Genomic DNA, 20378 nt, shown 5'->3' with positions numbered 1-20378 from the left:
GACCTTTGAGTCAGAAAAATATTGACCTGCTAGACAGGTCTTGCTTAGAGTCCGCCCAACAACAATAAAACCATTGCGAGGCCATCCCCGTGATCCAGTTTCTCGTCAACCAGGAGCTGCGTAGTGAGCACGCCCTGGACCCAAACATGACGGTGCTGCAGTACCTGCGCGAGCACCTGGGCAAAACCGGCACCAAGGAGGGCTGCGCCAGTGGAGACTGCGGTGCGTGCACCGTGGTGGTCGGCGAACTGAGCCAGGACGACCAAGGCAACGACAGCCTGCGCTACCGCAGCCTCAATTCGTGCCTGACCTTTGTGTCGTCGCTGCACGGCAAGCAACTGATCAGCGTCGAGGGTCTCAAACAACAGGGCCAACTGCACAGCGTTCAACAAGCGATGGCAGACTGCCACGGATCGCAATGCGGCTTCTGCACGCCCGGCTTCGTCATGTCACTGTTTGCCCTGCAAAAGAACAGCAGCGGCCCCGACCTGCACCAGGCCCAGGAAGCCCTGGCTGGCAACCTGTGCCGCTGCACCGGTTACCGGCCGATCCTCGACGCCGCCGAGCAGAGCTGCCGCCAGCCCTGCCGCGACCAGTTCGATAGCCAGCAGGCGCAAACCATCAGCCGCCTCAAGGCCATTGCCCCGACCCAGACCGGCGAGCTGAACAGCGGCGACAAGCGCTGCCTGGTGCCGCTGACCGTCTCCGACCTGGCCGACCTGTACAGCTCGCACCCTGAAGCGCGCCTGCTCGCGGGGGGGACCGACCTGGCGCTGGAAGTCACCCAGTTCCACAAGACCTTGCCCGTGATGATCTACGTCGGTCATGTGGCGGAGCTCAAGCGCATCGAGAAAACCGCCAGCCACCTGGAAATCGGCGCCGCCACGCCGCTGACTGACTGCTACACCGCGCTGAACGAAGAGTACCCTGACTTCGGGGCACTGCTTCACCGCTTCGCCTCGCTGCAGATCCGCAACCAGGGCACCCTCGGCGGCAACATCGGCAACGCCTCGCCGATCGGCGACTCGCCACCCTTGCTGATCGCGCTGGATGCACAGGTCGTCCTGCGCCAGGGCGAGCGCCAGCGGGTGATGCCACTGGAAGACTACTTCATCGATTACCGCATCACTGCCCGACAGGACAGCGAGTTCATCGAGAAGATCATTGTGCCGCGCGCCACCAGCGACTGGGCGTTCCGCGCCTATAAAGTGTCCAAACGCCTGGACGATGATATCTCCGCCGTGTGCGGGGCGTTCAACCTCAGCATCGAAGACGGCGTAGTCAGCGGTGTACGCATCGCCTTCGGCGGCATGGCGGCGATCCCCAAACGCGCCCGCGCCTGTGAGGCGGCGCTACGTGGCAAGCCATGGGACCAGGCTGCCATCGAGCGCGCCTGCCAGGCCCTGGCCGAAGACTTCACCCCGCTCAGCGACTTCCGCGCCAGCAAGGAATACCGCCTGCTGACCGCGCAGAACCTGCTGCGCAAGTATTTCATCGAACAGCAAACACCGCACATCGAAACCCGGGTGACCGCTTATGTCTAACCATCACGTAGCCAAAAGCCAGGCCGAGATGGCCGAACTGTTCAGCCAGGACCTGACCACCGGGGTGGGCCGTAGCGTCAAGCACGACAGCGCCGACAAGCATGTATCCGGCGAGGCTGTGTACATCGACGACCGCCTGGAATTCCCCAACCAGTTGCACGTCTATGCCCGCACCGCCGACCGCGCCCATGCGCGTATCCTGCGCATCGATACCACGCCGTGCTACGCCTTCGAGGGCGTGCGCATTGCCATCACCCACGAAGACATCCCCGGCCTGAAGGACATCGGCCCGGTGGTGGCCGGCGACCCGCTTCTGGCCATCGACAAGGTCGAGTTCTTCGGCCAGCCGGTGCTCGCTGTCGCTGCCCGCGATCTTGAAACCGCACGTAAAGCGGCCATGGCCGCCATCGTCGAGTACGAAGACCTGGAACCGGTGCTGGACGTGGTCGAGGCGCTGCACAAGAAGCACTTCGTGCTCGATAGCCACACCCACCAGCGCGGCGATTCGGCTGCCGCCCTGGCCAGCGCCCCGCACCGCATTCAGGGCACCCTGCACATCGGCGGCCAGGAGCACTTCTACCTGGAAACGCAGATTTCCTCGGTAATGCCTACCGAAGACGGCGGCATGATCGTCTACTGCTCCACGCAGAACCCCACCGAAGTGCAGAAACTGGTCGCCGAAGTGCTCGACGTGCCGATGAACAAGGTGGTGCTGGACATGCGCCGCATGGGTGGCGGTTTTGGCGGCAAGGAAACCCAGGCCGCCAGCCCGGCATGCCTGTGCGCGGTAGTTGCGCGCCTGACCGGCCAACCAACCAAGATGCGCCTGCCGCGGGTCGAAGACATGACCATGACCGGCAAGCGCCACCCGTTTTACGTCGAGTATGACGTGGGCTTCGACGACAACGGCCGGCTGCACGGCATCAATTTCGACCTGGCCGGCAACTGCGGCTATTCGCCCGACCTGTCCGGTTCGATCGTCGACCGCGCCATGTTCCACTCCGACAACGCTTACTACCTGGGCGATGCCACCGTCCACGGCCACCGCTGCAAGACCAACACCGCCTCCAACACCGCCTACCGCGGCTTTGGCGGCCCACAGGGCATGGTCGCCATCGAGCAGGTGATGGACCATATCGCCCGCCATCTGGGCCGTGACCCGCTGGCCGTGCGCAAGGCCAACTATTACGGCAAGACCGAACGCAACGTCACCCACTACTACCAGACCGTCGAGCACAACATGCTCGAAGAGATGACCGCCGAGCTGGAAGCCAGCAGCGACTATGCCGAACGCCGCGAGTCGATCCGCCGCTTCAACGCCAACAGCCCGATCCTGAAGAAAGGCCTGGCACTGACACCGGTCAAGTTCGGCATTTCGTTCACCGCCACCTTCCTCAACCAGGCCGGTGCACTGATCCATATTTACACCGACGGCAGCATTCACCTGAACCACGGCGGCACCGAGATGGGCCAGGGCCTGAACACCAAAGTAGCCCAGGTGGTAGCGCAGATCTTCCAGGTGGACTTCAGCCGCATCCAGATCACCGCCACCAACACCGACAAGGTACCCAACACCTCGCCTACGGCTGCGTCCAGCGGCGCCGACCTTAACGGCAAGGCGGCGCAGAACGCGGCTGAAATCCTCAAGCGCCGCCTGACCGAGTTTGCCGCACGGCACTATCAGGTGACCGAGGAAGACGTCGAGTTCCGTAACGGCCATGTGCGCGTGCGCGACCAGATCGTCAGCTTCGAGCAACTGGTGCAGCAGGCTTACTTCGCTCAGGTGTCGCTGTCCAGCACCGGGTTCTACCGCACGCCGAAAATCTTCTACGACCGCAGCCAGGCACGCGGCCGGCCGTTCTACTACTTCGCCTTTGGCGCTGCCTGCGTGGAAGTGATCGTCGATACGCTGACCGGCGAATACAAGATGTTGCGCGCCGACATCCTGCACGACGTGGGCGATTCGCTGAACCCTGCGATCGACATCGGCCAGGTAGAGGGCGGTTTCATCCAGGGCATGGGCTGGCTGACTACCGAAGAGCTGGTGTGGAACGCCAAAGGCAAGCTGATGACCAACGGCCCGGCCAGCTACAAGATCCCGGCCGTGGCCGACATGCCACTGGACTTGCGGGTGAAACTGGTGGAGAACCGCAAAAACCCGGAAGACACCGTGTTCCACTCCAAGGCCGTGGGCGAGCCACCGTTCATGCTCGGCATCGCTGCCTGGTGTGCAATCAAGGATGCCGTGGCCAGCCTCGCCGACTACCGCGTGCAGCCGCAGGTGGATGCGCCAGCTACACCTGAGCGGGTGCTGTGGGGCTGCGAGCAGATGCGCAAGGCAGTGGCTGAAACACAGTCGCGCGAACTGGAACTGGAAACCATCACCCCCTGACAACGCAAGGCCCTGGCAGGTGCGGGTAAAACCGCTCCTACCAGGGTCGGCAGCATGGCTTAGAGAGGTTGCATCATGCACCAATGGATCAACGCCCTCGCCGACCACCAGTCACGTGGCGAAGCCTGCGTGCTGGTGACCATCATCGAGGAACGCGGCTCGACACCGCGCAATGCCGGCTCAAAGATGGTGGTCAGCGCCAGCGGCCTATTCGACACCATCGGCGGTGGGCACCTCGAATACAAAGCCTTGCACATCGCCCGACAAATGCTCGAAGAGCAGCGCACCACCCCGCACCTGGAGCGCTTCAGCCTCGGCGCCAGCCTGGGCCAGTGTTGCGGCGGCGCCACCGTGCTGCTGTTCGAGCCGATGGCCGCTGTGCAGGCGCAGATCGCCGTGTTCGGCGCGGGCCATGTCGGCAGGGCTCTGGTACCCTTGCTCGCCGCGCTCCCCTGCCGGGTGCGCTGGATTGACTCGCGTGAACAGGAATTCCCCGAACTCATCCCCAAGGGGGTGACCAAGGTCGTCAGTGAGGAACCGGTCGACGAAGTCGCGGACCTGCCGCCCGGCAGCTACTGCATCGTCATGACCCACAACCACCAGCTCGACCTGGAACTGACCGCCGCCATTCTCAAGCGCAACGATTTCACCTGGTTCGGCCTGATCGGCTCGAAGACCAAACGGGTCAAGTTCGAGCACCGCCTGCGCGAGCGAGGTTTCGACGAGGCCGTCATGGCCCGCATGCGCTGCCCCATGGGCCTGACCGAGGTCAAGGGCAAGCTGCCCATCGAGATCGCCGTGTCTATCGCCGGTGAAATCATTGCCACTTACAACGCCTGTTTCGGCCAGCACGACGCTGCCGCCAATGCCGGCCCCATTGCCCAATTGCTGCCGCCCTCCCGCCGCAGCCAAGCCATTTGACGAGTGTGTTATGACCGTTACCCGCAAAGCCTACCGTGCCGCCATCCTGCACAGCATTGCCGACCCGGCCGAGGTGGGCCTGGAGGCTTCCCATGAATACTACGAAGACGGCCTGCTGGTGGTCGACGATGGCCGCATCAGCGCCGTTGGGCACGCCAGTGAACTGCTGCCGACGCTGGATGCCGGCATCCCGGTCGAGCACTACCAGGACGCGCTGATCACCCCGGGCTTCATCGATACCCACATCCACTTCCCGCAGACCGGCATGATCGGCTCGTACGGCGAGCAGTTGCTGGACTGGCTGAACACCTACACCTTCCCTTGCGAAAAGCAGTTCGCCGACAAAGACCACGCCGACCAGGTGGCGAAGATCTTCCTCAAAGAACTGCTGCGTAACGGCACCACCACTGCGCTGGTATTCGGCAGCGTGCACCCGGAGTCGGTGAATGCCCTGTTCGAAGAGGCTGAACGCCTGGACCTGCGCCTGATCGCCGGCAAGGTAATGATGGATCGCAACGCGCCGGACTACCTGACCGACACCGCCGAGTCCGGCTATGCCGAAAGCAAGGCACTGATCGAGCGCTGGCACGGCAAAGGCCGCCTGCACTATGCAGTGACTCCGCGCTTCGCCCCAACCAGCACGCCGGAGCAATTGACCCTGGCCGGCCAATTGCTCAAGGAGCACCCGGGCGTGTACATGCACACGCACCTGTCGGAAAACCTCAAGGAAATCGACTGGGTCAAGTCGCTGTTCCCCGAGCAGAAGGGTTATCTGGACGTCTACGATCACTTCGAGCTGCTGGGCGAGCGCTCGGTGTTTGCCCACGGCGTGCACCTGTGCGACGAAGAGTGCCAGCGCCTGGCCGAAACCGGCTCGGCCGTGGCCTTCTGCCCCACCTCCAACCTGTTCCTCGGCAGCGGCCTGTTCAACCTGCCCCAGGCCGAGCGGTTCAAGGTCAACGTGGGCCTGGGTACCGACGTTGGCGCCGGCACCAGCTTCTCTCTGCTTAACACCCTGAACGAGGCATACAAGGTGATGCAGCTGCAAGGCGCGCGCCTGCACCCGTACAAATCGCTATACCTGGCCACCCTCGGCGGCGCTCGCGCGCTACGCCTGGAGGACCGTATCGGCAGCCTGCGCCCGGGCAACGATGCCGACTTCGTGGTGCTGGACTACAAGGCCACGCCACTGCTGGACTACCGCATCCAGCAGTCCAACAGCATCGAAGAAACCTTGTTCGTGCTCACCACCCTGGGCGATGACCGTACCGTGCGTGAAACCTACGCCGCCGGCCGCTGCGTTCACCAGCGCTAAGGTTCTTTCGCCAGGCCCCGATACAGCGCGCCGCCGATTGCAGCACCGATCAGCGGCGCCACCCAGAACAGCCACAGCTGCTGCAGGGCCCAGCCACCGACGAACAAGGCCGGCCCCGTGCTACGCGCGGGGTTGACCGAAGTATTGGTGATCGGGATCGAGATCAGGTGGATCAGGGTAAGGGCCAGACCGATGGCGATGGGTGCAAAACCTGCCGGTGCGCGAGAGTCGGTCGCACCCATGATCACCACCAGGAACATGGCGGTCATCACCACTTCACTGACAAAGCCCGCACCCAGCGTATAGCCACCGGGCGAGTGGTCGGCGTAGCCGTTTGAAGCCAACCCAGAAGACAACTCGAACCCGGCCTTGCCGCTGGCGATGAGGTAGATCACCCCGGCCGCCAGGATGGCACCGATCACCTGGGCGATCACATAAGGCAGCAGCTCTTTGGCAGGGAAGCGCCCGCCTACCACCAGCCCGAACGACACGGCAGGGTTTAGATGGCAGCCCGAGATATGGCCGATGGCGAAGGCCATGGTCAGTACGGTGAGGCCGAAGGCGAAGGCGACACCGAGCACACCGATGCCGAGAGGGGAACTGGCTGCGAGTACCGCACTGCCACAGCCACCAAGGACCAGCCAGAAGGTGCCGATCAGTTCGGCCCCCATGCGTTTACCCAGGGACATGCTCATGAATCCGTTCCTCAAGAAGTTGAACGCAACGAATGCGCAAGCCCAACTGCTTGATGAAGGTTTGCTCACAAGAATTTAGCAGACCTTTGGGTTATGGCCAGTAGTGGCTGGGGGCTGCCGTGCAGCCCCTCGATCACACCAGCAAACGATCAACCCTTGACGGAAACCTTGGGCTTTTTCAACAGATGCGAGAACACCGCATGCAAATCGTCCGAGGCGCTCTCCTCGTCCAGGTTCAGCTTGCTGTCGATGTGGTCCATGTGATGCATCATCAGGCTCACGGCCTGCTCGGCATCGCGCGCCTCGATGGCATCGATAAGCTGCATGTGCTCATCGTAAGAGCAGTGCGAGCGGTTGCCGCTTTCGTACTGGGCAATGATCAGCGAAGTCTGCGAGACCAGGCTGCGCTGGAAACTCACCAGCGGTGCATTGCCCGCCGCTTCGGCCAGCTTGAGGTGGAACTCACCGGAAAGGCGGATGCCGGCACCCCGGTCACCGCGCGAGAAGCTGTCGCGCTCCTCACGCACCATCTGCCGCAGCTCGTTGAGCTGGTCGAGGGTAGCATGCTGCACCGCCAGCTCGGTGATGGCGCGTTCGACCATGCGCCGCGAGAAGAACACCTGGCGCGCCTCTTCCACGGTCGGGCTGGCCACCACCGCGCCGCGGTTCGGCCGCAGCAGCACCACGCTTTCGTGGGCCAGGCGCGACAAGGCGCGGCGGATGATGGTGCGGCTGACGCCAAAGATCTCGCCCAGCGCTTCCTCGCTCAACTTGGTGCCCGGAGCCAGACGCTGCTCGAGGATGGCCTCGAAAATATGCGCGTAGACGATGTCGTCCTGGGTACCGCTGCGGCCGGCCTTGCCGACTCGTGCAGGTTTTTTCAGAGGTTGCAGCTGTTCGTTCATGGGCTCTCGAGGCACGAAGAGAAAGTATGGCGCCATTGTACACAGGCTGAGGCGATTCCGCAGGGGGCGTTTTACCTATATAGCCGTTGTACGACGCATTGCGCATACAAAACATAAAACATTATTTGCATTCTTTGTACACAAAAGGATAATCCATCGAGCAACTTCTTGACCCTTGAGTCAACAAAACGGTCAGACGTCTGCCTTCCCTCGCGGAGCCGCCAAGTGCATTGCGCAGGAAACTGGCTCCATAACAACAAGAAAGACTTGAGGAGTACCCGCTGTGGAAAGCCGCAAATCCGAAGCCCCTACGCTGGATCTCGCCCCACCGCTCGAAACGAGCTGGCTGGAGCGGATTTTCAAACTCAAGCAACACGGCAGCACCGTCAGAACCGAAATGATCGCCGGGGTGACCACCTTCATCACCATGGCCTACATCATCTTCGTCAACCCCAACATCATGGCCGACGCCGGCATCGACCATGGTGCCGCTTTTGTCGCCACCTGCATCGCCGCTGCGCTGGGCTGCCTGCTGATGGGCCTGTACGCCAACTGGCCGGTAGGCCTGGCGCCAGGCATGGGGCTCAATGCCTTCTTTACCTACACCGTTGTCGGCACCATGGGCTACAACTGGGAAACGGCGCTGGGGGCGGTATTCGTCTCGGGCGTGCTGTTCATGTTCCTGACCTTGTCGAAAGTGCGCGAATGGCTGCTCAACAGCATCCCGGTCAGCCTGCGCCATGCCATGGGGGCCGGCGTCGGATTGTTTCTCGGGCTGATCGGCCTGAAGACCGCAGGCATCATCGTCGACAGCCCTGCCACCCTGATCAAGCTGGGCTCGCTGCATGAACCGGGGCCGCTGTTGGCAGCCGTGTGCTTCCTGCTGATCGCCATCCTCAGCTACAAGCGGGTCTTCGGCGCGATCCTGATCAGCATCATCGGTGTCACCGTCGCCGGCTGGGGCCTGGGCCTGGTCAAGTTTGGCGGGGTGATGTCGATGCCGCCGAGCCTGGCGCCCACCTGGATGGCCATGGACGTGGCTGGCGTGTTCAACGTCAGCATGATCAGCGTGGTGCTGGCGTTCCTCTTCGTGCACATGTTCGACACTGCCGGCACGCTGATGGGCGTCGCGCAACGAGCCAACCTGGTGGCGCCGGACGGGCGTATCGAGAACCTGTCGAAGGCGTTGAAGGCTGACAGTGCCTCGAGTGTGTTCGGCGCGGTGGTAGGTGTACCGCCGGTGACCAGCTATGTGGAGAGTGCTGCGGGGGTTGCCGCAGGTGGCCGAACCGGCCTGACGGCTGTGGTGGTAGGCCTGCTGTTCATCGCCGCGATGTTCTTCGCGCCGCTGGCCGGGATGATTCCTGCCTACGCGACAGCCGGTGCACTGATCTACGTTGCAATGCTGATGATGGGTAGCATGGCGCATATCCATTGGGATGAGGCCACCGACAGCATTCCGGCGATCGTCACGGTGATCATGATGCCGCTTACGTTCTCGGTCGCCGATGGTATTGCCCTGGGCTTCATCAGCTATGTGGCATTGAAGGCGGGCACCGGCAAGTACAAGGAAATCTCGGCCAGCCTGTGGGTGCTGTGCGCGATCTTCATTGCCAAGTTCGTGTTCCTCTGAGCACCGGTAGCCTGGCTCGATATCGCGTCGTACAAACAAGGCGGTCGCGCGCGCCTGCCACAGGCGTTACTGGCCCGAAACAAACGTAGGAGCGAGCAAAGCTCGCGATGCGCCGCGCGGGCGGCGCTCGATTTCTGCCACCCCCTGAAACCCACGGCAAACACACCCGGCCATTGCGCAACGTCATGCCGGGCGGTGTGGCCTTGAAGGTATGGCGGTAGAGGTACGTCGCCTGGGAGATCGAGCGCCGTTTGTATGGCGGTAGAGGTGCGTCGCCTGGGAGATCGAGCGCCGCCTGTATGGCGGTAGAGGTGCGTCGCCTGTGAGACCGAGCGCCGCCCGCGCGGCGCATCGCGAGCTGCGCTCGCTCCTACGTTTGTTTCGGGCCAATCATTCCTGTGGGATTTGCGCGCGAACGCCTTGGCGCATGGCTCGATATCGCGCCGTACAAACAAGGCGGTCGCGCGCGCCTGCCACAGGCGTTACTGGCCAGAAACAAACGTAGGAGCGAGCGCAGCTCGCGATGCGCCGCGCGGGCGGCGCTCGATTTCTGCCACCCCCTGAAACCCACGGCAAACACACCCGGCCATTACGCAACGTCATGCCGGGCGGTGTGGCCTTGAACGTATGGCGGTAGAGGTACGTCGCCTGGGAGATCGAGCGCCGCCACATCACACACCACTTTCCTGCAGACGAAAAAAAGCCCGCCAGTGTGAGAGCGGGCCAAAGGACCTACGAAGATTCTTCTAGCGACCAACTAGCTTCCACGATAGGTCGAATAGCTGTACGGCGAAATCAGCAGCGGCACATGGTAGTGCTCCTGCGACTCGTCGATGCCAAAACGCAGCACAACAACATCCAGAAACGCCTGGGCCGGCAGTTGCACGCCACGGGCGCGGTAGTAATCACCAGCGCTGAACTGCAGCTGGTAAACACCCGTACGGTAATCTTCCCCCTGCAACAGCGGCGCGTCGACGCGGCCATCGCTGTTGGTCAGGGCGGTGTTCACCAGCTCCAGCTGCTGGCCTTCGACGCGATACAGCTCGACCTTGATCGAGCTACCCGGGCAGCCATGCGCGGCATCCAGTACGTGTGTGGTCAAACGTCCCATTGCGTGTCGCCTCTTGTTCAATCTGTGGGCAAAAAATACTCAGCCATCGCACCAGCATAGCGCCTGCGGCAGGCGGGAATGACGTTATTAAGACATTCCGCCTCAAGATTGTACACAATTTTTTATCCCCCTCCATCACAGCCTCCATTTGCTGCCCATAAACGACCCATCGGTCGCAAATACACGCACCATAACGATGCCAACTTCATTAGCTGACCAAACAGGCAGGTTTCTTGCACTGTATTTCCAGGTCGCTGTCAGGCGACAAAAGGGAAGAAATGCGGAAAAACAGGCTTACAAAAGATTTCAGAAGTTGTATACAATCAGCCCATCCGGTGGTGCGACATACCGACGCGGCCCGCCCACCCCCCGCACTAACGCACAAGAAGGAAGACTGCAGTGAGCGCTGATTACCCTCGCGACCTGATCGGTTACGGCAACAACCCTCCTCACCCGCAATGGCCGGGTAACGCCCGCATTGCGCTGTCTTTCGTCCTCAATTACGAAGAAGGTGGCGAGCGCAACATCCTGCACGGTGACAAGGAATCCGAAGCCTTCCTGTCCGAGATGGTCGCTGCCCAGCCACTGCAGGGCCAGCGCAACATGAGCATGGAGTCGCTGTATGAATACGGCAGCCGTGCCGGTGTGTGGCGCCTGCTGAAGCTGTTCAAGGACAGCGGCGTGCCACTCACCATCTTCGCCGTGGCCATGGCCGCCCAGCGCCACCCCGACGTGATCCGCGCCATGGTCGAAGCCGGCCACGAGATCTGCAGCCACGGCTACCGCTGGATCGACTACCAGAACATGGATGAGGCCCAGGAGCGCGAGCACATGCTCGAAGCCATCCGTATCCTCACCGAACTCACTGGCGAGCGCCCGCTGGGCTGGTACACCGGCCGTACCGGCCCGAACACCCGCCGCCTGGTGATGGAGGAAGGTGGTTTCCTCTATGACAGCGACACCTACGACGACGACCTGCCCTACTGGGAGCCAAACAACCCCACTGGCAAGCCGCACCTGGTGATCCCCTACACCCTGGACACCAACGACATGCGCTTCACCCAGGTACAGGGCTTCAACTGCGGCGAGCAGTTCTTCCAGTACCTGAAAGACGCCTTTGATGTGCTGTACGCCGAAGGCGCCGAAGCACCGAAAATGCTTTCCATCGGCCTGCACTGCCGCCTGGTCGGCCGCCCGGCACGCCTGGCAGCACTCAAGCGCTTCGTCGATTACGCAAAAAGTCATGACCAGGTCTGGTTCGCCCGTCGCGTGGATATCGCCCGCCACTGGCACACCACCCACCCGTACAAGAAAGAGAACGCCTGATGACCGCCTTCAATACCCTCAAACCATCCGCCCTGGACCGTGACGCCTTCGTCAAGGCCTTCGCCGATATCTACGAGCACTCGCCGTGGGTTGCCGAAAAAGCCTATGACCTGGGCCAACTGGGCGAGCTGGACGAGATCGAGGCACTGCACCAGCGCATGAGCGACATCCTGCTCAGCGCCAACCACGCCGACCAGCTGGCGCTGATCAACGCTCACCCGGACCTGGCCGGCAAGGCAGCCATCCAGGGCGAGCTGACAGAATCGAGCACCAACGAACAGGCCGGCGCCGGCATTCACCAGTGCACCGCCGAGGAGTTCGCCCGCTTCACCGAGCTGAACGATGCCTACAAAGCCAAGTTCCAGTTCCCGTTCATCATGGCGGTGAAGGGCAGCAACCGGCACCAGATTCTCGCCGCCTTTGAAAAGCGCATCCACAACGATGCCAATGCCGAATTCAAGGAAGCCCTGACGCAGATCAACCAGATCGCCCTGTTCCGCCTGCTGCAGCTGTAAGCAACAGCCGAACCTTATTCAGAAAACGAACAATAGAAGAGATAACCGCATGCGCACCCTGATGATCGAGCCCTTGACCAAAGAAGCCTTCGCCCAGTTCGGAGACGTGATCGAAACCGACGGCAGCGACCACTTCATGATCAACAACGGCTCGACCATGCGCTTTCACAAGCTCGCCACGGTCGAAACCGCCGAGCCTGAAGACAAGGCGATCATCAGCATCTTCCGCGCCGACGCGCAGGACATGCCGCTGACCGTGCGCATGCTGGAACGCCATCCGCTGGGCAGCCAGGCTTTCATCCCGCTGCTCGGCAACCCCTTTCTGATCGTGGTCGCGCCGGTTGGCGATGCACCTGTATCAGGCTTGGTCCGAGCCTTCCGCAGTAATGGCAGGCAGGGCGTTAATTACCATCGCGGCGTCTGGCACCACCCGGTGCTGACGATCGAAAAGCGGGATGATTTCCTGGTGGTTGATCGCAGTGGTTCTGGCAACAACTGCGATGAGCATTACTTCACCGAGGAACAGATGCTGATCCTCAATCCCCACCAATAAGAAAAGGTCAGTCATCTTCTCGGTGACTGGCAGAGGTACATACTGTGGAAGCACACCTTCACGAATGGCTGAACCTGAGCATTCGCTGGGTTCACATGATCACCGGCGTCGCCTGGATCGGTGCATCGTTCTACTTCGTCTGGCTGGAGAACCACCTGAACCGAAGCAACCCGCGCGATGGGTTGTCGGGTGATCTCTGGGCGATTCACGGCGGTGGTATCTACCACCTGGAGAAATACAAGCTCGCCCCACCGAAAATGCCCGAGAACCTGCATTGGTTCAAATGGGAAGCCTACTTCACCTGGATGTCCGGTATCGCCCTGCTGTGCGTGGTGTTCTACTGGAACCCGGCCCTGTACCTGCTGGCGCCTGGCAGCACCCTGAGCGGTGCCGAAGGCGTGGCCATCGGTATCGGTTCGCTGATCGCTGGCTGGTTCATCTACGACTTCCTGTGCGACTCGCCCCTGGGCAAGAAGCCAGCGCTGCTCGGTGGTGTGCTGTTCGTGCTGATCATCGCGGCCTGCTGGGGCTTCAGCCTGGTGTTCAGCGGCCGTGGTGCATACCTGCACACCGGCGCGATCATCGGCACCATCATGGTCGGTAACGTGTTCCGCATCATCATGCCGGCCCAACGCCAGCTGGTGGCGGCGATCGAGAACAACCAGACGCCCGACCCGGTACTGCCGGCCAAGGGCCTGCTGCGCTCGCGTCACAACAACTACTTCACCCTGCCGGTGCTGTTCATCATGATCAGCAACCATTTCCCGAGCACCTACGGTAGCCAGTACAACTGGCTGATCCTGGCCGGTATCGCAGTAGCCGCGGTTCTGATCCGCCACTACTTCAACACCCGCCACGACAGCAACAAGTACGCCTGGACCCTGCCCGTCGGCGCTCTGGCGATGATCTGCCTGGCTTACGTTACCGGCCCGAAACCGATGGCCGTAAGCCCTGAGCAAGCAGCAGCGAAGATCGAGTACCAGCCGCTGCCGGCAACTGCGGTAGGCGGCAAGACCGCTGCCGAGCAGCGCGCCGAGGACGCTGCAAAGGCTGCCGAAGCACCCACCGCACCAGCACAAGCTCCCGCCCAGGCCGCTGCCCAGGCCGGTGGCGACTTCGACAAGATCCACAATGTCATCCAGGAACGCTGCACAGTGTGCCACTCGTCCAAGCCGACCAGCCCACTGTTCAGCGCCGCTCCTGCCGGCGTGATGTTCGACACTCCGCAGCAGATCCAGGCCCAGGCCGCGCGCATTCAGGCGCAAGCGGTTGCCAGCCAGATCATGCCGCTGGGCAACATCACCCAGATGACCACCGAAGAGCGCAAGCTCGTCGGTGAATGGATCGCCAAAGGCGCCCAGGTCAACTGACAGCACCTCGCCAGGCAACCCGCCCTCAGGGAATCACCATTCCCTGTAGGAGCGGGCTTGCCCGCGAAGAGGCCGGTAGCCCCGGCCTCAGGCTTCATGTGTAACGCAACAAGCAAGCATCGAGCGCGCAGGCATGAGGCCTGCCGCTTGGATCCGAGAATAAAAACAAAACTCGAGGTGCTGCATGTCCGAGTCACGCAAGGCGTATATCCCCATTGCGCCGCCGCGAGAACCCTTGCCCCTGTTCCAACTGTTCCTGGTTGGCCTGCAACACGTTCTGCTGATGTACGGTGGCGCGATCGCCGTGCCGTTGATCATCGGCCAGGCCGCCGGGTTGTCCCGTGAAGAAGTCGCTTTCCTGATCAACGCCGACCTGCTTGTCGCTGGCGTCGCTACCATCATCCAGTCGTTCGGTATCGGCCCGGTGGGCATCCGCATGCCGGTGATGATGGGTGCCAGTTTCGCCGCCGTCGGCAGCATGGTGGCCATGGCCGGCATGCCCGGCGTGGGCCTGCAGGGGATCTTCGGTGCGACCATCGCTGCCGGGTTCTTCGGCATGCTGATCGCGCCGTTCATGTCTAAGGTTGTCCGCTTCTTCCCACCGTTGGTCACTGGTACGGTGATCACCTCGATTGGCCTGTCGCTGTTCCCGGTGGCAGTCAACTGGGCCGGTGGCGGCCAGGACGCTCAAACGTTCGGCTCGCCGATCTACCTGCTGGTGGCCGGCCTGGTACTGGCCGTGATCCTGCTGATCAACCGCTTCATGCGCGGTTTCTGGGTCAATGTGTCGGTACTGGTGGGCATGGGCCTTGGCTACATCCTGGCCGGCTCCATCGGCATGGTCGACCTGTCGGGCCTGAATGAAGCACCGTGGTTGCAGGTGGTCACCCCGCTGCACTTCGGCATGCCGACCTTCAGCCTGGCGCCGATCCTGTCCATGTGCCTGGTAGTGGTGATCATCTTCGTCGAGTCCACCGGCATGTTCCTGGCCTTGGGCAAGGTGACTGATCGTGAAGTAACCCCTGGCATGCTGCGTCGCGGCCTGCTGTGCGATGCCGGTGCGTCGTTCATTGCAGGCTTCTTCAACACCTTCACCCACTCCTCGTTCGCCCAGAACATCGGCCTGGTGCAAATGACCGGGGTGCGCTGCCGCTATGTCACCATCGTGGCCGGTGCACTGCTGATCCTGCTCAGCCTGCTGCCCAAAGCGGCCTTCCTGATTGCCTCGATCCCGCCTGCGGTACTGGGCGGCGCGTCCATCGCCATGTTCGGCATGGTCACTGCCACCGGGATCAAGATTCTTCAGGAGGCGGACATCGGCGACCGCCGCAACCAGCTGCTGGTTGCCGTGAGCGTCGGCTTCGGGTTGATCCCCGTGGTGCGTCCGGAGTTCTTTGCCCAGATGCCACAGTGGATGGAACCCATCACCCACAGCGGTATCGCCATGGCCACGGTCAGTGCCCTGGTGTTGAACGTACTGTTCAACATCCTTGGCGGTGCCGACCGCGCAATGCACAACGACGTCTGTCACCAGCATTGAGCCAAGGGGGGCGGTGCATTGCCGCCCCTTATTCACCTCTGCAGTAACCGCTACGCCGTCGACCCGCCGGAATGGGTCGCCCGGGGCGCCTGCGCGCCAAAAAAACGCCAACAAAAACAATAAGTCCGGGAATCACAACATGAAGCGCATCACCACGTCCCTGTTATTGGGCAGCAGCCTGCTGGCCACCCTACCCTCGCACGCAGGCGAATGGCTGCAGTGGCACGGCGAAAGCCTGACCTACCTGTACGGCAAGGACTTCAAGGTCAACCCTGATATCCAGCAGACCATCACCTTCGAGCACGCCAACAAATGGAAGTACGGCGACACCTTCATGTTCGTCGACAAAATCTTCTACAACGGCAAGGCCGACCCCGGCAAAGGTGTGACCACCTACTACGGCGAGTTCAGCCCACGCCTGTCATTGGGCAAGATCTTCGACCGCAAGCTTGCCTTCGGTCCGATCAAGGATGTGCTGCTGGCCATGACCTACGAGCGCGGTGAAGGCGACAACGAGGCCTACCTGATCGGCCCCGGCTTCGACTTGAACATCCCCGGCTTCAACTATTTCACCCTCAATTTCTACGTGCGTAACACCGAAGGCAGCCGCCCCGGTGACAACGTCTGGCAAATTACCCCCGGCTGGTCGTACACCATCCCCGTGGGGCGGTCAGACATTCTGATCGACGGTTACATGGACTGGGTTACCGACAACGACCAGACCCGCCGTGGCACCTATCACGCCAACCTGCACTTCAACCCGCAGGTCAAATACGACCTGGGCAAGGCGCTGAACCTGGGCGCCAAGCAGCTCTACGTCGGCTTTGAATACAGCTACTGGAAAGACAAGTACGGCATTGACAGCCGCGGCAACCTGGAAAGTAACCAGAGCGTCGCCAGCGCGCTGGTCAAGGTCCACTTCTGATAAGCTGACCAAACGCACAGGTTTGATCCACTCTGCTCCAGGACGGAGCACTTGAGGCGCGGCGCGCAAGCCAGTAATCTGCGCGCCCCCTCGATCAGGGCAGAACGGATTCTGCCTGCGTTTACTGACCGCTCAGTCAATGAATTCGGGCGGTTGGCCAACGTGTTGCCAGCCTGAAAGACCCTTTTCATCCGTTCAGAACGAAGTCGAGCAGGAAGGTTTTGCCAACCCGGAAAAGTTGGCCCAACCCTTGCCAAACAGCTGTGGCCTATCGAAAAAAGCTGACTCAAAAGACAAAAAAAGCGCCGACACCGAGCGCTGACAACAGATCAATCAAGGGAGCGACACTCGCAATGCGTACTATCAAGAGCCTGATCCTCGCCGGCGGCCTGCTGGCCTGCGGCACCACCTTCGGCGGCGACCTGCTGCAATGGCAGAACAACAGCCTGACCTACCTGTGGGGCAAGAACTTCAAGGTCAACCCCGAGACCCAGCAAACATTCACCTTCGAGCACGCCGACGCGTGGAAGTACGGCGATAACTTCTTCTTCGTCGACAAGATCTTCTACCAAGGCAAGAAGGACGCCAGCAACGGCCCCAACACCTACTATGGCGAGTTCAGCCCACGCCTGTCGTTCGGCAAGATCTTCGACCAGAAGCTGGAGTTGGGCCCGGTCAAGGACGTGCTGCTGGCGATGACCTACGAGTTTGGCGAGGGTGACACCGAGTCTTACCTGATCGGCCCGGGCTTCGACCTGGCCATCCCGGGCTTCGACTACTTCCAGCTGAACTTCTACAACCGCACCACCGACGGCAGCCGCGCCGGCGACAACGTGTGGCAGATCACCCCGGTGTGGTCGTACACCATTCCGGTCGGCGATTCCGACGTGCTGATCGACGGCTTCATGGACTGGGTGGTGGACAACGACGAGAACCGCCGCGGCACCTACCAGGCCAACCTGCACTTCAACCCGCAGATCAAGTATGACCTGGGCAAGGCGCTGCACCTGGGCGAAAAGCAGCTGTATGTGGGTGTGGAGTACGACTACTGGAAGAACAAGTACGGCATCAAGGACAGCGATGCTTTCACTACCGACCAGAACACCATGAGCTTCCTGGTCAAGGTTCACTTCTGAACTGAGTTACCGGGGCCGCTTTGCGGCCCATTCGCGGGTAAACCCGCTCCTACAGGGGACGCGCCGGGTGCAAGGCAAACGCGGTACCTGGTAGGAGCGGGTTCACCCGCGAACCGGGGCAAAGCCCCGGCCAGGCGCCTCAATTGGCTGGCCGAACTGCCCGCCACAATTTCCCCGCAACGCTTACCACCGCCAGCACCACAGCACCTGCGATGACTCCGACCCCGCCGTTGAGCAACGCACCGGTCAATGCCCCGCCACGCCCTTCGCTGAACGCCTCGATGGCATGATGCAGCGGCTCGATGCCATGCACCAGGATCCCACCGCCTACCAGGAACATCGCCGCAGTACCAATCACCGACAGGCTTTTCATCATGTACGGCGCCGCCCGCAGGATGCCGTTACCCACTGCCTGAGTCAGCTTGGAGGTTTTGCGGGCCATCCACAGCCCAAGGTCGTCAAGCTTGACGATCCCGCCTACCAACCCATACACACCAATGGTCATCACCACCGCAATGCCCGACAGCACGATGATCTGCTGGGTCAGCGGCGAGTCAGCCACGATCCCCAAGGTAATGGCGATGATTTCCGCCGACAGAATGAAGTCGGTACGCACTGCCCCCTTGATCTTGGCTTTTTCAAAAGCCACCAGATCAACGTTGGCATTGGCAACGGCCTCCTTGCGCGCCGCGTGCTGTGCCTCATCCTCTTCCTTGCTGTGCAAGAACTTGTGCGCCAGCTTCTCGAAACCCTCGAAGCACAGGAACGCACCGCCCAGCATCAGCAGTGGCGTTACTGCCCACGGGATGAAGGCGCTGATCAGCAGGGCCGCCGGCACCAGAATGGCCTTGTTCAGCAGCGAGCCTTTGGCCACCGCCCACACCACCGGCAACTCGCGATCGGCGCGCACGCCAGTGACCTGCTGAGCATTCAGTGCCAGGTCGTCACCCAGCACACCCGCAGTCTTTTTCGCCGCGACTTTGGTCATTAGCGAGACGTCATCCAGCAGCGTGGCGATGTCGTCGATCAGTACCAGTAGACTGCTTCCTGCCATGTTTGCCTGTTTCCAGTGAAATGAATGTGCCGGAGTCTAGCCGAAAGTCGCTGCCTTGAGCGCCCGTCGAACCCGGTGCTACCATGCCCGATCCCCTTAGAGGTGGCCAGACACGAGGAAGATCCCTGACCATGAGCACCATTCGCGAGCGCAACAAGGAATTGATCCTGCGCGCGGCCAGCGAGGAATTCGCCGACAAGGGCTTCGCCGCCACCAAGACCAGCGATATCGCGGCCAAGGCCGGCCTGCCCAAGCCGAACGTGTATTACTACTTCAAGTCCAAGGACAACCTTTACCGCGAGGTCCTGGAAAGCATCATCGCACCGATCATGCAGGCATCCACGCCGTTCAATGCAGACGGTGACCCGAAGGAAGTGCTGAGTTCGTACATTCGTTCGAAGATTCGCATTTCGCGTGACCTGCCCCATGCGTCCAAGGTGTTCGCCAGCGAGATCATGCATGGCGCGCCGCACCTGTCAGCGAACCAGGTAGAGCAGTTGAACGAGCAGGCCCGACATAACATCGAGTGCATCCAGCGCTGGATCGACCGCGGGCAGATCGCCCATGTGGACGCGCACCACCTGATGTTCAGCATCTGGGCGGCGACCCAGACCTATGCGGACTTCGACTGGCAGATTTCTGCGGTGACCGGCAAGGCCAAGCTGGCCGACAGTGATTATGACGCGGCAGCCGAAACCATCATTCGTATGGTCTTGAAAGGTTGTGAGCCTGAGGCAGCCTGAACCATCCCGAAGGGCCATTCGCGGGCAAGCCCGCTCCCACAGGATCACCACATGCCTGAAGGTAGTGGGGTCACTGTGGGAGCGGGCTCGTCCGCGAATGGGCCAGAACAGGCAATAGAGATTTAGGCCGCTACCCCGGCATCTGCCCGCAACCCCACCTCCTCGATCGCACTGATCGCACACTGCTCGTCGATATCCGAGGTATCGCCGCTGATCCCCACGGCACCCAGCACCTTGCCGTCCTGATCACGAATCAGCACCCCACCTGGCGCCGGCACCACCGGCCGCTCACCCATGCCGTTCAGCGCGGCAAAAAAAGCCGGCCGCTGCTGCGCATCCAGCGCCAGCAAGCGCGACCCCTTGCCCAGGGCAATCGCGCCCCAGGCTTTGCCAGTGGCCACCTCAGGACGAATCAGGCTGGCGCCATCCTCACGCTGCAGCGCCAGCAGGTGCCCGCCGGCATCCAGCACCGCCACGGTCAGTGGCGCGGCATTGATCTTGCGGCCCGCCACCAGCGCGGCATTCACCAGGCTGACAGCGACTTTCAGGTTCAGAACGTTCATGGAAAGGTCCTCTTCTTGTTGTGAGAAGCCCTGAGGGCAGTTGAAAACCGATCGAACAAATAGAACACAACGAGAGATATTTTTGTATACAATATTTTGAAACGATCGTATGCGATGGCGCAAACCCTCGTTTTCGC

At 61.6% G+C, this 20378-nt stretch carries 18 protein-coding genes; 13 read left to right on the top strand and 5 right to left on the bottom strand.

Features of this window, described 5'->3' with window-relative positions; all coding sequences use genetic code 11:
• The first annotated feature begins 89 nt into the window (after nucleotides 1-89).
• From xdhA to guaD, 4 genes are all read left to right on the top strand, one after another.
• Nucleotides 90-1544, top strand: coding sequence for a xanthine dehydrogenase small subunit (gene xdhA / locus QCL51_RS07815; RefSeq protein WP_021783023.1), 1455 nt, complete (start codon nucleotides 90-92; stop codon nucleotides 1542-1544).
• Nucleotides 1537-3936, top strand: a complete 2400-nt coding sequence (xdhB, locus tag QCL51_RS07810; protein WP_084851151.1) for a xanthine dehydrogenase molybdopterin binding subunit — start codon at nucleotides 1537-1539, stop codon at nucleotides 3934-3936. Before xdhA ends, xdhB begins: the two co-directional genes overlap by 8 nt.
• Before the next feature lie 75 nt (nucleotides 3937-4011).
• The gene (xdhC, locus tag QCL51_RS07805) at nucleotides 4012-4857 is read left to right on the top strand and encodes a xanthine dehydrogenase accessory protein XdhC (protein ID WP_021783021.1); all 846 of its coding nucleotides are present in this window, start codon (nucleotides 4012-4014) and stop codon (nucleotides 4855-4857) included.
• A 10-nt stretch (nucleotides 4858-4867) separates the two neighbouring features.
• Complete coding sequence (gene guaD / locus QCL51_RS07800; protein WP_021783020.1) at nucleotides 4868-6172, top strand: guanine deaminase; 1305 nt, start codon at nucleotides 4868-4870, stop codon at nucleotides 6170-6172.
• Here the strand turns inward: guaD and aqpZ are convergent.
• Nucleotides 6169-6867 (bottom strand): aquaporin Z, encoded by a 699-nt coding sequence (gene aqpZ, locus QCL51_RS07795; protein ID WP_021783019.1) that lies wholly within the window; start codon nucleotides 6865-6867, stop codon nucleotides 6169-6171. The genes guaD and aqpZ overlap by 4 nt on opposite strands.
• A gap of 149 nt (nucleotides 6868-7016) precedes the next feature.
• Nucleotides 7017-7772, bottom strand: a complete 756-nt coding sequence (locus tag QCL51_RS07790) for a GntR family transcriptional regulator (RefSeq protein ID WP_021783018.1) — start codon at nucleotides 7770-7772, stop codon at nucleotides 7017-7019.
• A gap of 313 nt (nucleotides 7773-8085) precedes the next feature.
• On the opposite strand from QCL51_RS07790, the gene QCL51_RS07785 reads away from it, so the two are divergent.
• Nucleotides 8086-9405, top strand: a complete 1320-nt coding sequence (locus QCL51_RS07785) for an NCS2 family permease (protein ID WP_218115724.1) — start codon at nucleotides 8086-8088, stop codon at nucleotides 9403-9405.
• A gap of 757 nt (nucleotides 9406-10162) precedes the next feature.
• On the opposite strand, the gene uraH is transcribed toward QCL51_RS07785, so the two are convergent.
• Nucleotides 10163-10516, bottom strand: a complete 354-nt coding sequence (gene uraH / locus QCL51_RS07780) for a hydroxyisourate hydrolase (protein WP_021783016.1) — start codon at nucleotides 10514-10516, stop codon at nucleotides 10163-10165.
• 399 nt (nucleotides 10517-10915) lie between these two features.
• Here uraH and puuE point away from each other — a divergent pair, with 399 nt between their 5' ends.
• The 7 genes from puuE (at nucleotide 10916) to QCL51_RS07745 (ending at nucleotide 17881) form a co-directional block, all read left to right on the top strand.
• Nucleotides 10916-11842, top strand: a complete 927-nt coding sequence (gene puuE / locus QCL51_RS07775) for an allantoinase PuuE (RefSeq protein WP_021783015.1) — start codon at nucleotides 10916-10918, stop codon at nucleotides 11840-11842.
• Entirely contained in the window at nucleotides 11842-12357 is a 516-nt protein-coding gene (uraD, locus tag QCL51_RS07770; RefSeq protein WP_103462239.1) for a 2-oxo-4-hydroxy-4-carboxy-5-ureidoimidazoline decarboxylase, read from the top strand. Before puuE ends, uraD begins: the two co-directional genes overlap by 1 nt.
• Nucleotides 12358-12406: 49 nt before the next feature.
• A complete protein-coding gene (locus QCL51_RS07765) occupies nucleotides 12407-12910 on the top strand; it encodes an ureidoglycolate lyase (protein WP_003254333.1) in 504 nt (167 codons plus the stop codon).
• Nucleotides 12911-12954: 44 nt separating this feature from the next.
• Nucleotides 12955-14280, top strand: a complete 1326-nt coding sequence (locus QCL51_RS07760) for a urate hydroxylase PuuD (RefSeq protein WP_103462238.1) — start codon at nucleotides 12955-12957, stop codon at nucleotides 14278-14280.
• 184 nt (nucleotides 14281-14464) lie between these two features.
• A complete protein-coding gene (locus QCL51_RS07755) occupies nucleotides 14465-15820 on the top strand; it encodes a nucleobase:cation symporter-2 family protein (protein WP_021783012.1) in 1356 nt (451 codons plus the stop codon).
• A 139-nt stretch (nucleotides 15821-15959) separates the two neighbouring features.
• On the top strand, nucleotides 15960-16745 hold the full coding sequence (locus QCL51_RS07750) for an outer membrane protein OmpK (RefSeq protein ID WP_021783011.1): 786 nt from the start codon (nucleotides 15960-15962) through the stop codon (nucleotides 16743-16745).
• Nucleotides 16746-17098: 353 nt separating this feature from the next.
• Nucleotides 17099-17881, top strand: a complete 783-nt coding sequence (locus tag QCL51_RS07745) for an outer membrane protein OmpK (RefSeq protein WP_274102555.1) — start codon at nucleotides 17099-17101, stop codon at nucleotides 17879-17881.
• A gap of 139 nt (nucleotides 17882-18020) precedes the next feature.
• Here QCL51_RS07745 and QCL51_RS07740 read toward each other — a convergent pair whose 3' ends face one another.
• Nucleotides 18021-18935: a DUF808 domain-containing protein gene (locus QCL51_RS07740; RefSeq protein ID WP_274102556.1), complete on the bottom strand. Its 915-nt coding sequence runs from the start codon at nucleotides 18933-18935 to the stop codon at nucleotides 18021-18023.
• A 131-nt stretch (nucleotides 18936-19066) separates the two neighbouring features.
• On the opposite strand from QCL51_RS07740, the gene QCL51_RS07735 reads away from it, so the two are divergent.
• A complete protein-coding gene (locus QCL51_RS07735) occupies nucleotides 19067-19678 on the top strand; it encodes a TetR/AcrR family transcriptional regulator (RefSeq protein WP_021783008.1) in 612 nt (203 codons plus the stop codon).
• 122 nt (nucleotides 19679-19800) lie between these two features.
• Here the strand turns inward: QCL51_RS07735 and QCL51_RS07730 are convergent, their stop codons facing one another.
• Nucleotides 19801-20241, bottom strand: a complete 441-nt coding sequence (locus QCL51_RS07730; RefSeq protein ID WP_010955037.1) for a heme-binding protein — start codon at nucleotides 20239-20241, stop codon at nucleotides 19801-19803.
• Nucleotides 20242-20378 lie beyond the last annotated feature (137 nt).

This window comes from Pseudomonas sp. LTR0, from assembly GCF_036630035.1.
GTDB classification, from domain to species: Bacteria; Pseudomonadota; Gammaproteobacteria; order Pseudomonadales; family Pseudomonadaceae; genus Aquipseudomonas; species Aquipseudomonas putida_Y.
The sequence above is the reverse complement of the archived record's forward strand: the minus strand, read 5'-3'. Positions and strand labels throughout refer to the sequence as shown.

What these genes read in the sequence shown, in the direction of transcription:
- xdhB (WP_084851151.1), top strand. Translation starts at nt 1,537, where the DNA reads ATGTCTAACCATCACGTAGCCAAAAGCCAGGCCGAGATGGCCGAACTG.
- xdhC (WP_021783021.1), top strand. Translation starts at nt 4,012, where the DNA reads ATGCACCAATGGATCAACGCCCTCGCCGACCACCAGTCACGTGGCGAA.
- guaD (WP_021783020.1), top strand. Translation starts at nt 4,868, where the DNA reads ATGACCGTTACCCGCAAAGCCTACCGTGCCGCCATCCTGCACAGCATT.
- aqpZ (WP_021783019.1), bottom strand. Translation starts at nt 6,867, where the DNA reads ATGAGCATGTCCCTGGGTAAACGCATGGGGGCCGAACTGATCGGCACC.
- QCL51_RS07790 (WP_021783018.1), bottom strand. Translation starts at nt 7,772, where the DNA reads ATGAACGAACAGCTGCAACCTCTGAAAAAACCTGCACGAGTCGGCAAG.
- uraH (WP_021783016.1), bottom strand. Translation starts at nt 10,516, where the DNA reads ATGGGACGTTTGACCACACACGTACTGGATGCCGCGCATGGCTGCCCG.
- uraD (WP_103462239.1), top strand. Translation starts at nt 11,842, where the DNA reads ATGACCGCCTTCAATACCCTCAAACCATCCGCCCTGGACCGTGACGCC.
- QCL51_RS07765 (WP_003254333.1), top strand. Translation starts at nt 12,407, where the DNA reads ATGCGCACCCTGATGATCGAGCCCTTGACCAAAGAAGCCTTCGCCCAG.
- QCL51_RS07755 (WP_021783012.1), top strand. Translation starts at nt 14,465, where the DNA reads ATGTCCGAGTCACGCAAGGCGTATATCCCCATTGCGCCGCCGCGAGAA.
- QCL51_RS07750 (WP_021783011.1), top strand. Translation starts at nt 15,960, where the DNA reads ATGAAGCGCATCACCACGTCCCTGTTATTGGGCAGCAGCCTGCTGGCC.
- QCL51_RS07745 (WP_274102555.1), top strand. Translation starts at nt 17,099, where the DNA reads ATGCGTACTATCAAGAGCCTGATCCTCGCCGGCGGCCTGCTGGCCTGC.
- QCL51_RS07740 (WP_274102556.1), bottom strand. Translation starts at nt 18,935, where the DNA reads ATGGCAGGAAGCAGTCTACTGGTACTGATCGACGACATCGCCACGCTG.
- QCL51_RS07735 (WP_021783008.1), top strand. Translation starts at nt 19,067, where the DNA reads ATGAGCACCATTCGCGAGCGCAACAAGGAATTGATCCTGCGCGCGGCC.
- QCL51_RS07730 (WP_010955037.1), bottom strand. Translation starts at nt 20,241, where the DNA reads ATGAACGTTCTGAACCTGAAAGTCGCTGTCAGCCTGGTGAATGCCGCG.